The organism is Mesorhizobium sp. WSM4832 (genome assembly GCF_055811115.1).
The window spans coordinates 29,777-43,749 of sequence record NZ_JBVVQH010000025.1 but is presented as its reverse complement, the minus strand read 5'-3'; the positions used below and the strand labels follow the sequence as shown (position 1 = coordinate 43,749).

Below are 13,973 nucleotides of genomic sequence, written 5' to 3'. Positions count from 1 at the left end.
GCAAGCAGCGACACGAGATGGCTCACACCATATCGTCGTCATCGAGCGAGGTCATTTCTGTTGCGAGCGGGATGACCCCTGCCAGCAGCTTCTCCTTCGACAGCAGCCCGGCGTCCTCGAGCGCCTCGAAATCCGGCAGCTGGCGCAGCGTGTCGAGCCCGAACTGCGAGAGAAAGTTTTTGGTCGTCACATAGGTGTAGGGCGCCCCCCGCTGCGGGCTGCGCGGCCCCGAGGCGATCAGCTCTTGCGCGCGCAGCACGCCGATCAGGTCGCGCGACACCTCCTTGCCGAAGAAGGACGATAGTTCGGCGCGGGTGATCGGCTGGAAATAGGCAATGCACATCAAAACGAGAGCCTCCGACTGCGACAGCTCTTTTGTCCCCTCCCCTGCGGCCATACCGAAGGCGGCGCGGATGACGTCGCCAAAAACTTTTTTGGTTCGGTGCTGCCAGCCGCCGGCGACTGCGACCAGCTCGTAAGCGCGGCCGGCGAGCTCGGCGCGGATGTCGTCGATGATCAGCTCGATATTGCAGTTTCTTCCCACCACCCGCGCCTGCACACTACGGGTCACCGGTTCATTTGCCGCGAAGATCACCGCTTCGACGCGGCCCATCCACTCGCGCCAGCGCAGTTCTGGCGGCAGGTGGTCCAGTTCGGTGTCCAGCAGGCCCGGCTGATCGTTGGCCTTGCGGCGGGCGAACGCTTCACTCATCGCTACAGCCCAAACAGCCGGAAGGTGGTGCGGCCCGAAAGCTCGCGCACGGCATCCAATTGTTGCAGCCGGTCGAACAGGCGCCGCGCCGCAAAGCGCGACAGGTTTTTGGTCGTCAGCGAGCCAGGCACGGCGTCTTCATTGAGGAGCAAAAAAATCACATCGCCGGCGCCCTTTGCCCTGAGCTTCGGTGCGACGGCGATAAGCCGCTCCGCGCGACGCGACAGCTCGGCGGCCAGCCGGCAGGCTTCCGCTGCCGCTGGAACCAGCGCGACGCAGACCGCGCGCTCAAAACCTTTTTCGCCGGGTCGGATGCGCTTGCCGCCGGCCTCATCGCGAAAAGCCGGACCGAAGGCCTGAACCATCGGCAGCGGCAGCGACCGCGGCCAGCGCAGGCTTTTTGCCAGCATCAGGTCGGCGAGCCACCAGGCAAAAAGCTCGGAGTCGGGGCGCATGGCGACGACGCGGGCGGCGATCGCCGCCGCGGCGAACGGCGCCGGCCGCTGCAATCCCGCCAGTTTTTCGATCTCCGTGCAAAGGTCGGCGAGAGCCGCGCCGTCCCAATGGAGCCCTAGTTGGTCGACGATCTTTTCGAGCCGATCAGCGCTGGCTGCCGGCGGCTGCAGCGCCAGCTGCCGCCAGGCGCCCAAAATAGCGCCGGCGGGACCGGGATCGGCGCCGGCCGGGCAGAAGTGCCAGGCATCGCGCAGGGCGGCCGCGTCCTCGGCGCGGCCGGCGAGCCGCATGCTGGCGGCGGCGCAGCGAAGCGCCAGCCGCTGCCGCCAGGCGCCGGCCCAGGCGGGCTGCGCCCGGGCAAGTGCGTCCAGCGACGCCAAGGCGGCCCCGGCCTGGAAAGCGGCGTCGATCTCGCTGGCGTCACGGCCGGACGCCAGCGCCCAGGTCGGCACGGTCGGCGCAGAGGAGCTGGCGGTCGCGGGATCGAGGCGAATCATCATTTGGAGGGTAAAACGCCCGTGCGCTTTGCGCCATGAATTTCGCGCCGAAACGCACAGCCTGTCGTGCAGATATAATGAACGATAATGTTGCATTATCAGCCGTTTAGCTCTCGCGCCCGGCTAGCGTGTGTACACCTTTCCACAGAGCAACTATCCCAACACATGGTCGAGGAATTTGTAGGTTTTTTACGAAACGCTTGGCCCGCTCCTCTGCCGGCCGAAGGTCCAGGAAATCCCCTCCCCGCGCATGATCCCGGACACCTCCTTGCCGAGATGCCGATCGAGCACAGGCCGCCATGGCACCAGCGTGAACTCGCGCGATTTCTCGATGACGGCATATTTGCCGCTGGCAAGCTCCACTTTTCGGCGCAGCGTGCCTTCTATCCCAACCCCAGGCTTGGCTTCGGAATACGACAGTCCAAGTTCGTCCGAAAGTTGGCCAGCCACACGGTTCAACTCGCGCTGGCGCAGGATCGAAAGCATGTTGGCGCGGTAGACGATCCGATCCTGCTCTTCGCGCGCGAGGCCTTGCGCGATCAGCCACTGCCGCCGGCGGGCTTGCGCCTCCCGGACCTCATGCCCGAAGCCTGAGTTGCGCAACCGCACTGGTCCGTCGGCAACCAGTTCCCGGTCGAGCCAGGTGGCACCTTCAAAGCTCACCTGCCCTTCCAGTGACAATGAGGAGAGCTTCTCGACGATCACAGGCTCGGCTCTGGCCCGCTGGCGCTCGTATTCCGCGACACGATCGAGATGGTCCGGCGCGACGAGCCAGGTCCCGTTCGGCTCTCGCTCGACGCCGCCGGTCTCCCGGCGGATCGCCTCCAGCCGCCGGACATGCGTTTGCGCAAAGCTCTCGGTGGCGGATGGCTCATGCTTCAGGTGGATATCGGCGTCATAGCGGCCGCCATGGGCGGCGGCGATCTCGGCGACAGTACGGTCGACCTGCCTCGGCTCGGTGCTCTTCGGGGTGGCACGCACGATGCAGCCTTCGGGCGTCGGTTCGGTGGCCTCACCTTTGCCGATATCGATCCAATGGCTTTTACCGTCAACTCCGTCGACGACAAGGTATTGCCGGTCATTGATTTCGTCGGCGAGCCCGCGCGCGATGACGCGGCCGACGACGGGCTGGGCCGGCTCGCCGGATCGATCGTGGATCACGCAGTCGGCGGCACTGCGCGCGAGCCCCTTGCCGGCCAGCTCGCGATGCATGGTCTTGATGATGTCGCCGCGCTCGCCGATGCGGCGCAGCGACGTTTCGAGGTCATCATCGAGGCGCCAGGAGCCAGCACCGACCTCCTCGGCCAGACCCATGCGCTCGAGCTTTCGCAAGCGACCCTGGTGCAGCGTCTGCCGAAACGCGTCGCGACCGTCCGGCGAAACAAGCCCGTCATGGTCGCGCATGCTGAGCAGCCGACGGTCGACGCTGGTAAAGCGTTCCTGCTCCATTTCCTGGCGCAGGCGCTGCTCGATCTCGCGATCGGTGCGCGGACCGAGATCGAGGCTGACCAGTTCAGCCGCCCGCTCGCGGATGCCGCTCGAGATATAGTCCCTCGCGATGACGAGATTCTCGCCGCGATCGTCCTTGCCGCGCACGATGATGTGGCTGTGCGGATGGCCGGTGTTGAAATGATCGACAGCAACCCAGTCGAGCCTCGTGCCGAGGTCTTCTTGCATCTGCGCCATGAGGCGTCGAGTCAGCGGCTTGAGGTCCTCGTACTCGATGCCGTCTTCCGCTGCGACGATGAAGCGGAACTGATGCCGGTCGCCATCAGCGCGATCGGCAAACGCCTTGCCGTCGACGCGGTCGCTGTCGGCGCCATAGAGCTCGCCAGGTTCGCCTTCGCGGGTGACGCCGTCGCGCTGGATATAGCGCAGATGCGCACGCGCTCCCTTCACACCCTTGCCGGCGAGCTTGACGATCCGGGCCTTGACGACGACCCGGCGCTGGCGGAAGGCGGCGTACCGGCCGCGCGATTTCAGCAGCGCAGCCGCCGCCCCGCCCTGCCCTGTCCGGCTCCCCGCGAAGCGACGACCGCGCTGCGGCCGGCCACCGGCTCGGTTGATCGCGGCCCGAAGCTGACCGGTGAACCGCTTCCCTGCCTTCGAGCCCCGCGATCCGATTTTGCCAAGCTTTGGCCTGAACTCGTCGTCTTTCACTCCAGCCTCCCGGATAACTGCAGCAGAATCAGCCGCTTGCGCGCCCCAGCCTCCTGGTGCTGCTGGCAGCCTCCTGGAAAAACGATGTGCAGACAGATACTTAACCGCCTCTCGGAGGCGGTGCCTTTATCTTGCCTTACGCGCCCTGCCCATGTCGCGCGCGTACGGCCCCCGAACTCCTAGCCATCCGGCTCCTTCGGCCGCATGTCATCCTTACCAAGCGGCACGAACAGATCGCCGTTTCGCGCGCCGGCGCGAGCACCGTCGTGGAGGAAGAATAGCGAGCGCCCAAAGCGTGCCTTTCGCCTCTCCGGAGCGACAGATTTGCCCTTGAATTGTTTCATGTCGGTGGCCGAAATCCCGGCCGCCCTGAGCTGCTCGAGGTAATCGACGGTTTCTTTCGGCAGCGGCTTGCCGTGCTTCAAATGCCCTTCGTAGCGCTCGGGGCCTGCATTGTAGGCGGCGAACAGGCCGGGGAATCCGAAGCGGTCATACATGGCGCGGAGATAGGCGGTGCCAGCCAGAATGTTGTCGCGCGGATCATGCGGATTTGGGCCGAGACCATATTCGACCCGCATCTCATCATAGGTGCCGGGCATCACCTGCATGAGGCCGATGGCACCGGCGCGCGAGGTGATGGGGCGGCCATCGCGCATCGTTTTGCCGCCGCTTTCGGCATCCATGACGGCGTAGATCCAGGCCTGTGGAACACGAAAACGACCGCTCGCTTCCGCTACGAACTGCTGCCAGTTTCGAAGCTGCGGAGTCAAGGAGATGGCGACCGGCTCGGCGCCGGTCGAGGCGGAACAGGCGCATGGCGCAATGGCGATCATGCCGAATAGCAGGAGGGTCACTCGGTCCATAGCGGCACGAGCCTCCCAATGACATTGGCGGCCGGCACCGGCCCGAAATAGCGGCTGTCGAAGGAGCGATTGGTCTCGCTGCCGAGCAGGAACACCTCGTCCTTGGTGAGCGCCCGGCAGCCGTTCCACCATGGCAAGGGCCGGCCTTCGGTGTCGATCTTGAGCCGGCGCGCCACGATGTCGCCGCCGATGATGATGGCGTCGTGGAAGGCGCAGACATGCTTGGTTGGCAGCGCCGCGATCCGCTTCACCAGCGCCACATTGCGAGGCAGATAGCCGCGTTCGGCGGCGAGATATGCCACGTAATCAGGCGGGCGGACGAGCACCAGATCGTCACGCGCCGGCGTGCCCGCAGCGATGCGGTAGAGGCCGATCGGCGCGCTGGCCGACGCGTTCCAGACCAGCCAGGGCGTGGGTTTTGCGAGTGCCGTGAAGCCCAAAAGGCTCAGGCCAACCGCGGCAATGGCGATCGTCTTGAGGGCGCGAACGCAGCGCAGGCCGGAGCCGATCATGCCGAGAAAAGGACGCCGGCTCATGAGCGGCCTCCCTCGTCTGCCGGCGTGGAACCGGCTTCGGGAGCGCCGCGCTGCGGATGGCCTTTCGACCATTCGTCGAGCTCGTCAATGTGGTAGCGGACATAGCGGCCGTGCTTGCGGAATTTCGGGCCGCCGCCGTTGAGCCGCATCTTTTCGAGCGTGCGCTGGGAGAGCCCGACATAGAAGGCGGCTTGCGCGGTGTTGAGAAACGGGCTGCCCTTCTTGGCGCGGGCGGCGCGTTCGTTTTCGTCGTCCATGATTGTCCTCGTGTCGCTTAAGGAGAAGCGACGGCGAGGATGGGCGAGCGAGGTCGCTCTGGGGACGGGCGAAGAGTCGGGGGCGAGTTTTCGCCGCTCTTGTCAGATGAGCCCCGCGCCGGTTAAGGCGCGGGGCTCGAGCTCCGCCGCTCAGTCGACGGGGTTCCAGATGATGGCGTAGGTGTCGTCATCGTCCTGGCCGGCGGCGCGGCCGAGATTGGCGTAGAGCTTGCGAGGGCCGAACTCGGGGGCGGCGATCGACAGGCTCACATAGTCCTTGCCGGAAGCCTCGCCGGTGCGGATCCAGCCGGCGCCGACCTCGACGCCTTGCGTCAGCACCCGGAAGTCTGGATGGTTGTCGGCGCTCTTGCCCTGGTTGGGCACGATGTCGATGTCGGCGCGGACGCTGAGCGTCTTGAGCTGGCCCTTGTAGCCGCCGTTTTCCTGCTTGGTGACGTATCCGATCGCGGTCATGTTAGTCTCCTGTTTTGCTCTCGCCGGGGACCATTCCCCTGCGATGGCGGACCGTGATGGGCGCGTCCGGCCCGCCTGAACCCGACAGGGCCGCAGCGACAGCGGAGGACCCGAGCGGACGGCTTTTTTGAAGCGAAGCGGCGCGAGGAAGCCGCCGCAGGCGGCGGGGAAAAAAGCAGTCGGACGAGGGTTTCGGGCGGGCCGGATCCGCCCATAGGTCATCAAGCCAGCCGCAGGGGAATGGTCCCCGGCGACAGCAAAACAGGAGACAACCTGGAGACGCGGTGGCTACGCCAAGCAGGGGGTCAAGGCGGCGTCAGGATCGCGGATGCTCCGGTGCCCTGCCAACGCCAATCGTGCCTACGCGACAAGCGCCAAACCACTTCCAGCGGCCGGGTGTCGTTGCAGGTCGATGGGTGGTGCGCGCGCTAAAACTGGAACGCCGCGCCGCCATCGCAGGCACCTGCCGAGCCCTCGATGCGCCGCGGCGGCGGACGAGCGGCGCCGTCCCAAATGTCCCCGCGCCATTTCGGGACGCGGCTTTGCCCGTATAGTCCTTAGCGCCTGAGGCCGGTCCAGACCTTGCCGCGCCTCATTCGTTCCAATCCGACACGGCGTCGATGAAGTCCTGATCTTCGCGAGCGTGTCGCCGCATGAGGTTTACGGCGGGCAACGCGCGCTGAGATGCGGCCGCGCGATCTGCGTTCTGCGGTAGCGACATAAGGACGAGAGGCGGCGGATGCCGCCTCTCGTTTCGACGTTAGTCGCGGTCCAGATCCTTAAGCTGCCGGATCACCGCTTTGACCTGATAGTCGCCGATCTTGGTGCGGCGTTGCGCAACCAGGATGCTGACGGCCGTCTCGTTCGCCTCGATCGCCAGGATCGCGTCCTCCATGTCGGCATACGGCCGGAGGTTTTCGATGGGAATGACGTCGCCGTACTCGTCATAGCCGCCGTGGAGATACATCGGCGCCCGCTCCAGGCGCGAAAGCGCCCACTCCGCCTCGCGGATGAGGCGGAAGCCAAGCTTGCGCTGCCGCCAGTATTCTGCGCTGCCGCCGTCGATGGTGAGGATGTTGCGATGTGTCATGGAAGTCTCCTTTCGCTCTCTGACGGAAGGAGCCCGCACCGACGCATCGAGGGGTCAAGGATCGCTTTAGCGACCGCTACGCGGCGTGCGGGGGAGCCGATTTTGTTGTCGGGCGCTTCAGCGTCCGGCGGCAAAATTGGGAGGACCGCACGTCCTTGACGCCGGAGAGGCGGTGCTACAATGGGCAGTCAGAGAGAGATAGCCCACGGCCCCGACCGGGGCCGTGTCCATATCCGGCGACCAGCCGGTCCTGCGCCTTCTATTATTCCGACACGAACAGGTGCCGGACCTTGGCCCACTGATCGGCGGTGCGGAAGCCGCCGCGTGCTGTGTAGCTTTCGACCGGGAATTTCATCCAGCGCGGCAGCCAGCTTTCCACCTTTTCGCGGCCGTTCTCGCCGGAGAGGAAGTCGCGAATAATCTTCTTTTGCGTCTTGACCTTCTCCGAAACATTGCCGTCGGCGACATGCTTGCCGCCGATATCGGCGAGCATGGCATTGGCGATTTCCTTGTCGCGCAAAAGCTCGAAAAATGCCTCGTCCGCCTGCCAGAAAGCAGCCATGTCGACGTCCAGATTATGCCCAAGCGCCTCGATGACGGCGCTGCCGGCTTCAAGCGTCTCGGCCATGACAAGGCTGAGTACGCGCAGGACATCATCGTCGGAGAGCGCCAGCAAACGGGCAAAGACGCTTGCCGTGCCAAAGGCGTCGCCATGGCCGGCGGCGACGTTGCCGTCCTCGTCCGCTTGCCCAATCAATGCCAAAATTTCGCGTCGCTTTTCGGCGAAGGTGGCTTCGGCCTTGCAGGCGGCGAGGCTGGCGGCGACCGTCTCGTTGGCAGCGCGTTGCGGCTCGCGGCGCACCTGCCACAGGCTTGACCCGGCAATCGCATGCGCCAGCATGAGGCGCAGGGCAATGGCGGGATGATCGAGCAAGGCGGTGCGCACGGCACCGTGGCGGTGCAGATCGACATAGTTCTGCATCGGGCCGGTGAGTTCAGGCCGCGACGGCTTGGCCGGCGTTTCTTCCTGCTCGCCGCCCTGTTCATCGGCGCGGACGCGGCGCGCTTCCTTGCGCGACAGCCAGCCCTCGTGACACTCGACCTCGCCGCGATGCGAGACGGTGATGACGACCTTGCCGCCCTTCTTCTTCGGGGTTTTCTCGTGGTCCCATGAGTGGAAATATTGCCCCGGTTCGAGCACGGTCACTTCGCTCCAACCGGCTTCTAGATATGCGTCGCGCTTGGCGGCGATCGCCTCGTTCTGCTTGAGCCAGAACAGGTCGGCATCGGCGAAATAGCTGTCCTCGCCGAACAGGTCGGAGACGATGAGGTCGGGATAGTCCTCGACGGCGAACAGCGCCACTTTGGTGGAAATCGACTGGCCGCCGAACAGCCATTGCTTCAGCTGGAAGCCGTGCGGCGCGTATTGCTCGGGATCGGCGTAGAGCGCCAGCCAGTCCTTCTGCTGCGCTTTCGATGCCATGGTGAGATAGCGCACGGTTTCGGCGTCGATCTCCTCGCGGCGGTAAGCTTCGCGGATCTTGGGCAAAAGCTCGCCGAGCGCCAGAGAGCGCTTCACCATCAACTCCGTGATGCCGAAGGTGGCGGCGATGTCGGCAATGGAGCGGCCTTGCCTGATCAGCCGCGAGAAGGTTTCCCATTGCGAGACCTCGTCGGGGTCGAGGCGGGCGATGTTTTCAATCAGCGAGGCTTCGAGCGCATCGGCGTCGTCGCCGTCCTCCATGATGGCGCAGGGCAAGGGCTCGCCCTCGCCGCGCTCGTCGGCGAGCGACTTGGCGGCGAAATAGCGTCGCCGTCCGGCGACGATTTCGAAGCTTTCCGGCGTCCCGTTGGGCTGCACCAGAAGCGGCACGAGAACGCCGCGCGCGCGAACGGACGGCAGGATATCGGAGATATCCGGCGCGCGTTTGCCGTGGCGCATGTTGGCGGCGGAAATGTTGAGCCTATCAAGCGGAATATGAGCAAGCTGCATGATTTGTCTCCTTCGGTTTGGTTGAGGTTCTCCCGCCGCAAAGGCCTAGAAGGCCGGCGCGGCGGGACGGTTTTCGCGCCTAGCGGCGCGGTTGTTCCGCCGTGTCCGGCGGAAGCTCGGAATGGGATGGGGCAAGCGCCTCTGCCGCCTGTCGCAGCAGCCGCTCGTCCTCGGTGATGTGGCAACACAGCCGAGCGGCTTCGGCGTAGACGGAGAGCGAGAACTCGGCTTTGAAATAGCGGTCGCGCTCGATGCCGAGGCCAAGCCGGCCCTTGACGCTTTGCAGTTCGGCAAGGCTGACGCTGCCGAGTTCGGGAAAGCCGAAGCCGAGATCGCAAAGGCCGAACAGCGTGTCGCCGTCCGCATCGAGCTCGGTGAGAAGCCAGGTTGCCGGCCCGGTCGGATCGAACAGTTTTACCACCGGGACATGGTCGGTTTCGGTGTCGGCAGCGCCATTGGCGAGCAGCCGGACGCGCAATTCGTCGGTGATCAGGATCATGGGGAAACTCCTTGTCAAAACAGGTCGAGTTGGTTGCGCGCGCACTCATCAAAGAGGCCGATGTCGAGCGGGCTTCTGCGCCTTGCGCGGCCGCATCGGCGCGTCCATGAGGAGCGCAAGCCGGTCGCGCGTGGTGAGGGGCCGGACACCGGGAATGAGCGTCTGCTCGCTTTCCGGTGTCGTCTCAGTCGGCAGCGCGTGGGGATCACGCGCGCCTCACGCCGCGATCTCCGCACGGTCGGAGCCTTCAGCGCTGGGGATAGAGCCGAGCAGCAGATCGGCGGCTTTCGAGGCTTGGCTGGCGGCGCGGAAAATGGCGCGGTTGTCCTCGCGCAGCACGGTCAGCCATGAGCCGATGTAATCGGCATGGCGCACGGTCGGCTCGATAGCGAGGCTGCTGCAGACGAAGGCTGCGCAGATTTCTGCGACCAGTTCCTCGCGCGCATAGGCCTTCGAGCCGAAGGAGCCGGAAAGGTCGCGCGCAAGCCGGGTTGGATGGCCGGTCCAGTGGCCAAGCTCGTGGAAGCAGGTGCGGTAATAGTCGATCTGGTGAAAGAATGCCGGCTGCGGCGGCACCTGGATGAAGTCGCTGCCCGGCATGTAGAAAGCGCGATCGCCGCCGATGCGGAAGTCAGCGCCGCAGCTGTGAATCAGCGCCTCGGCCTGCGGAACGATCTGACGCTCGGGCAGCGGTTCGGCGGCGGCATAGAGATGTTCGGGCAGGTTGTCGCATTGTGCGACGTTGAAGACGGTGAAGCGCTTCAAATAAGGCACGGCGTTCGGCTCATCGCCATCGGCCTTTGCGCGTTCCCTTTCGTCCTTGGGAACGAAGCGGTCGGCATGCACGATGGTCGTGCCGTGCTCGCCTTTCCTGACATTGCCGCCAAGCGCAAGCGCCTGCCGGAAGGTCAGCCAGTTCTGGCTGGCATACCCGCGCTCGAAGACAGCGCCCCAAAGGATCAGGATGTTGATGCCGGAATAGACGCGACGGGTGGCCGCGTTGCTGGGCAGGCCGAGGCCGGCCTTGGCGCTGCCCCACGGCTTGACCCAAGGCACGGTGCCGCGCTCGAGCTCGGCGATGATGCGATCCGTGATTTCCTGATAAAGGCTGGCGCCCGTGCGCCCGCCCCTGCCCGCGCCAGCCTTTCGGCTACCGGAACGCTTGTATTTTGCACCCATCGTCTGGTCCTCCGCTCTTTTAATCCCGCGCCCTCCCCGGAAGCGGGGTGGGCGGCGAAAGCGACCGGAAAGGCCCGACGTCCAAGGCGGACCGCATCCGCAGGACCGGAACGAAGAGGAGGACCCGAAGCGAAGCGAAGGGTTTCGGGACGCCGCGGCGGGCCTAGAAGGGAGTGCCGCCCACCGCGCGCCACCGGGGAAGGCCACGACAAGAAACCACGCCGGCCGACAGGCCGGCGACCGTCAGCAGCCGACAGGCTGCCCCGCGCCAGGGGGCGAAGCCGGATGGCCGAGACCGCCTGAGCCTGGCGAAGAAAAAGCGGGCTCGGTTCACGAGCACCCGGCGCGCGCCTTCAGGCGCGCGGGCGCCATTAAGGAGCCGCCTGGGTTCCCTGCCGAGGCTGATCGCGAATGCCGAGCTTTGCGTAAGCTCGCAGGGATGAACGCCGAATGCTTGGTGGACGGCCAGGATTGCCAAGAAAACCAAGCACTACCCATCTGACGCGAAGAGCGGGAACAGATGGGCCCCCTATTCCCAGACGTTGAGCCGCACGCGATACCGTCAGGCAATCATGCGATGCGCTATCTTGATCGCCCGGTTTGCGGCTGGCGGAATGCTGCCGATCTACCTCGCTTGCGCGAGTCCGATGATGATTCACTAAAAAGGGCGCCCCGGGAACAGGGCGCCCTTCTCAGCGACGAAATGCTCGGATTGGAGGTCCGTGATCAAGCAATTCGCCGGCAACCTATTGTCAGTGGTTCAGCCGCAGATTGGAGGCTAGGAGTTAGCGCTTCGAACGCGGCGGCCGGGCCCATCAATTCTCAGAACGAGCGCTGGAAGCGAAGGAAACCGCCAACGTTGTTCTTCTTGTCGGCAGCGGTCCAGTTGCCGAACGGCGTGCCGTCGTTGAAGTGGCCGAAGTGATCGTAGTCAACTTCGCCGGTGACCGTGAGGCCGGGCACGATGTCGTAAGCGACGTTAGCCGCCACGCCATAATTCTTGTCTGCATCACCCGATACCTGCAGGTTAAAGGAAGTCTTTTCGTTGAACTTGTAGGTGCCGCCGGCCCACCAGGCCCAGTGACCGCCCCACTGCTTGTAGAAGTCACGACCGCTGGCAAAATCGAGCGTATTCTTATCGGTGCCGTAGCCGAACATGGCGAACAGCGACAGCTCGCTGGTCACGTTGAAGTCAGCACGAACCTTGCCGGCCCATTCTTCGTAGTTGCTGTCATAGGCGACGACGCCGGTGATGGCGCCCCAGCCCTGCGTGTACTTCAGACCGCCGACGACATGCGGAACATAGCTGTCGATCGTGCCCACGTAGAAGACATTGTTGGTGTCCAGCGAGCCTTCTTCGAGCGACACGATAGCCGAGAAACCGTTGCCCGCATCGAAGTTGTACTGGATGAGGTTGGTGGAGAAATCACCGTAGGGAACGATGGTGTCGTTGATAACGTTTCCGGCATAGCCGATGAACGTATCGAAGGCCGAATCGTCCAAACCGACGCGGAGCCCACCGAGCTGAATCCAGGCAAAATTCAGCGAAGCGCCCTTGTTGTGGGCTTGATTGCCGTCTTCGCCAGCATAGTAGGCGCTGTTGCCGAAGTTGAAGCGGGTCTCGGTGTAGGTCTTCAGCGTGCCTAGCTCGGTTTCCTGGCCGGTCCAGGTCTTGAGGTTGAAGCGGGCGTTCTTGTGCCAGGTGCCCTGGTCCTTGCGGTTGAGCACGTCCGTCGACCGAGCGCCATCGAAGCTGCCGACGTCGCCGGCGCTGATATCATAACGGACATAGCCGCCGATGCGCAGGCAGGTTTCGGTGCCGGGGATATAGAAGTAGCTCGAGCCGTACAGGTCGCAGATCTTTACGTATTCGGCCGGTTCCGGCTCGGCGACGGTCACCGCGTCGGCGGCGCGGGCGCCGGACACTGCGATCAGGGCCGCAGCTGAGCCGAGAAGAAGGCTCTTGATGTTCATACTTGATCTCCTTGATGATTTGAAAAGGGCGAGGACGTCGATGAACGAACCGCTCCCTGTCCCCACGATCGAAAAAGATGCGCGTCGCGAAGCATCCTTCCCGGCTGGGAAGCTATTCACCGGATGGAATAGTGCAAGGTAAAAATCCGTTTGTCAGCTACATGTACCAGTATTAGTGGCATTTTTACCACTAAATTTCCAATATTACTTGTACAAATTGAACAACTATACATTTGTACAAATCGCACAACTGGTACATCGACTGTTTGCATAGGCATCCAGATGCAGGCAAACAGCCACGGACGTCGGACCGATGGTCAGACAGATCCAATCAGAGAAATAGCCTGGGCGGCCGATCCAACGGCTTCTGTGTTCATGCCGTCTCTGAGCAATTCGATAGGAAGCCGATCCTTGAGAAGAGGCGAGGGACTGATCAGCCATAGCCAAGCCAATCTGGGATCGGAAATCGAGGAAAGGACCTGCCGTATTCCTGGCATTGGCCTGCCGTCGATGAACTGAGCCAGGGGAAATACATGCTTGCGGGAGCCTCTGCGAAAGGCAACCACATCGTTGTGCCGCTGCCACCAATGCAGCGTTGACCGCGGTATTCCAAAACGTCTCTCGAGATGCGTCGACCCCGCAACTGGACCGGCCCACTCCGCAATGCGTGCGCCTTCTCTCGGAAAATCTTTCAGAACCGGATGACCGAGCGGATGGTCGGCTGCCCGCGGTCGTGAAGCGATCTCAACGGCCTGGGCGTTTAGTCGTCGCGCCGCTTCGGCCTCAAGTCTACAGAGAAATTCGGCAGCCACGGCCGTCGAATCCTCGGCAGCAGAATACGAAGGCGCAACAGCAGCCTTGTCACCCTGCCTCGCCTCGTCGCATTGGGCGAGAATGCGCCGCACCTCGCTCATGACAAAGCTTGAAAGCTCGCTCTGGCGCTTTTCATCCGCAAGATCACTCGCTCCAGACATATGTCGGTTTCCCAATAGCATTCCTTCAGCAGGCCGCCGAAAGAGCGTTGAAGACATGGATTTTGGAGGGACGGCGATGTATTGCGTCTTCGCATGCTTGCGACCTAGCAGCCGTCTCAGGTCTCAACCTGTGCCTCTCAACGAAAAGGGGGCGAAGTCGATTGACGACCATCTTTGCCCCCACGACCAAACGGATGCACATCGCAATGCATTATGCGCAGCGCGACGGTATCCGTGGCGCCAATTTGCGCAAGCGCAAAGTTTATCTTCAGCGTCATATGATTCAGACGTTGCTTTTATGCAACTATT

Annotated in this window: 13 protein-coding genes; all 13 read right to left on the bottom strand. The window is 63.7% G+C overall.

Features of this window, described 5'->3' with window-relative positions; translation table 11 throughout:
* Positions 1–22: 22 nt before the first annotated feature.
* The 13 genes from scpB to AC0L2L_RS28450 all read right to left on the bottom strand — a co-directional run bounded on the left by scpB (position 23) and on the right by AC0L2L_RS28450 (position 13,664).
* Positions 23–712 carry an SMC-Scp complex subunit ScpB gene (gene scpB, locus AC0L2L_RS28510; RefSeq protein WP_473583217.1) on the bottom strand — a complete coding sequence of 230 codons (690 nt, stop codon included), beginning with the start codon at positions 710–712 and terminating at the stop codon, positions 23–25.
* A 2-nt stretch (positions 713–714) separates the two neighbouring features.
* Positions 715–1,665 (bottom strand): DUF1403 family protein, encoded by a 951-nt coding sequence (locus AC0L2L_RS28505; RefSeq protein ID WP_473583268.1) that lies wholly within the window; start codon positions 1,663–1,665, stop codon positions 715–717.
* 189 nt (positions 1,666–1,854) lie between these two features.
* Positions 1,855–3,825, bottom strand: a complete 1,971-nt coding sequence (rlxS, locus tag AC0L2L_RS28500; protein ID WP_473583216.1) for a relaxase/mobilization nuclease RlxS — start codon at positions 3,823–3,825, stop codon at positions 1,855–1,857.
* A gap of 179 nt (positions 3,826–4,004) precedes the next feature.
* Complete coding sequence (locus tag AC0L2L_RS28495) at positions 4,005–4,688, bottom strand: lytic transglycosylase domain-containing protein (protein WP_473583215.1); 684 nt, start codon at positions 4,686–4,688, stop codon at positions 4,005–4,007.
* Positions 4,676–5,224, bottom strand: a complete 549-nt coding sequence (locus tag AC0L2L_RS28490) for a S26 family signal peptidase (protein ID WP_473583214.1) — start codon at positions 5,222–5,224, stop codon at positions 4,676–4,678. The genes AC0L2L_RS28495 and AC0L2L_RS28490 overlap by 13 nt, the downstream gene beginning before the upstream one ends.
* On the bottom strand, positions 5,221–5,481 hold the full coding sequence (locus AC0L2L_RS28485; RefSeq protein ID WP_473583213.1) for a helix-turn-helix transcriptional regulator: 261 nt from the start codon (positions 5,479–5,481) through the stop codon (positions 5,221–5,223). The genes AC0L2L_RS28490 and AC0L2L_RS28485 overlap by 4 nt, the downstream gene beginning before the upstream one ends.
* A gap of 150 nt (positions 5,482–5,631) precedes the next feature.
* Entirely contained in the window at positions 5,632–5,955 is a 324-nt protein-coding gene (locus tag AC0L2L_RS28480) for a DUF736 domain-containing protein (protein WP_473583212.1), read from the bottom strand.
* Positions 5,956–6,715: 760 nt separating this feature from the next.
* Positions 6,716–7,045 carry a hypothetical protein gene (locus tag AC0L2L_RS28475; RefSeq protein WP_473583211.1) on the bottom strand — a complete coding sequence of 110 codons (330 nt, stop codon included), beginning with the start codon at positions 7,043–7,045 and terminating at the stop codon, positions 6,716–6,718.
* Positions 7,046–7,307: 262 nt separating this feature from the next.
* Positions 7,308–9,038: a ParB/RepB/Spo0J family partition protein gene (locus AC0L2L_RS28470; RefSeq protein WP_473583210.1), complete on the bottom strand. Its 1,731-nt coding sequence runs from the start codon at positions 9,036–9,038 to the stop codon at positions 7,308–7,310.
* A gap of 79 nt (positions 9,039–9,117) precedes the next feature.
* Complete coding sequence (locus AC0L2L_RS28465; RefSeq protein WP_473583209.1) at positions 9,118–9,537, bottom strand: DUF2958 domain-containing protein; 420 nt, start codon at positions 9,535–9,537, stop codon at positions 9,118–9,120.
* Between the two features lie 216 nt (positions 9,538–9,753).
* Complete coding sequence (locus tag AC0L2L_RS28460) at positions 9,754–10,716, bottom strand: ArdC family protein (protein ID WP_473583208.1); 963 nt, start codon at positions 10,714–10,716, stop codon at positions 9,754–9,756.
* An 822-nt stretch (positions 10,717–11,538) separates the two neighbouring features.
* The gene (locus AC0L2L_RS28455; RefSeq protein ID WP_473583207.1) at positions 11,539–12,690 is read right to left on the bottom strand and encodes a porin; all 1,152 of its coding nucleotides are present in this window, start codon (positions 12,688–12,690) and stop codon (positions 11,539–11,541) included.
* A gap of 317 nt (positions 12,691–13,007) precedes the next feature.
* Positions 13,008–13,664 carry an antitoxin Xre/MbcA/ParS-like domain-containing protein gene (locus AC0L2L_RS28450; RefSeq protein ID WP_473583206.1) on the bottom strand — a complete coding sequence of 219 codons (657 nt, stop codon included), beginning with the start codon at positions 13,662–13,664 and terminating at the stop codon, positions 13,008–13,010.
* Positions 13,665–13,973 lie beyond the last annotated feature (309 nt).

Coding starts and splice junctions, on each gene's coding strand:
- AC0L2L_RS28505 (WP_473583268.1), bottom strand. CDS start 1,665: ATGATTCGCCTCGATCCCGCGACCGCCAGCTCCTCTGCGCCGACCGTG.
- AC0L2L_RS28495 (WP_473583215.1), bottom strand. CDS start 4,688: ATGGACCGAGTGACCCTCCTGCTATTCGGCATGATCGCCATTGCGCCA.
- AC0L2L_RS28475 (WP_473583211.1), bottom strand. CDS start 7,045: ATGACACATCGCAACATCCTCACCATCGACGGCGGCAGCGCAGAATAC.
- AC0L2L_RS28450 (WP_473583206.1), bottom strand. CDS start 13,664: ATGTCTGGAGCGAGTGATCTTGCGGATGAAAAGCGCCAGAGCGAGCTT.
- AC0L2L_RS28455 (WP_473583207.1), bottom strand. CDS start 12,690: ATGAACATCAAGAGCCTTCTTCTCGGCTCAGCTGCGGCCCTGATCGCA.
- scpB (WP_473583217.1), bottom strand. CDS start 712: ATGAGTGAAGCGTTCGCCCGCCGCAAGGCCAACGATCAGCCGGGCCTG.
- AC0L2L_RS28470 (WP_473583210.1), bottom strand. CDS start 9,038: ATGCAGCTTGCTCATATTCCGCTTGATAGGCTCAACATTTCCGCCGCC.
- AC0L2L_RS28465 (WP_473583209.1), bottom strand. CDS start 9,537: ATGATCCTGATCACCGACGAATTGCGCGTCCGGCTGCTCGCCAATGGC.
- AC0L2L_RS28480 (WP_473583212.1), bottom strand. CDS start 5,955: ATGACCGCGATCGGATACGTCACCAAGCAGGAAAACGGCGGCTACAAG.
- AC0L2L_RS28460 (WP_473583208.1), bottom strand. CDS start 10,716: ATGGGTGCAAAATACAAGCGTTCCGGTAGCCGAAAGGCTGGCGCGGGC.
- AC0L2L_RS28490 (WP_473583214.1), bottom strand. CDS start 5,224: ATGAGCCGGCGTCCTTTTCTCGGCATGATCGGCTCCGGCCTGCGCTGC.
- AC0L2L_RS28485 (WP_473583213.1), bottom strand. CDS start 5,481: ATGGACGACGAAAACGAACGCGCCGCCCGCGCCAAGAAGGGCAGCCCG.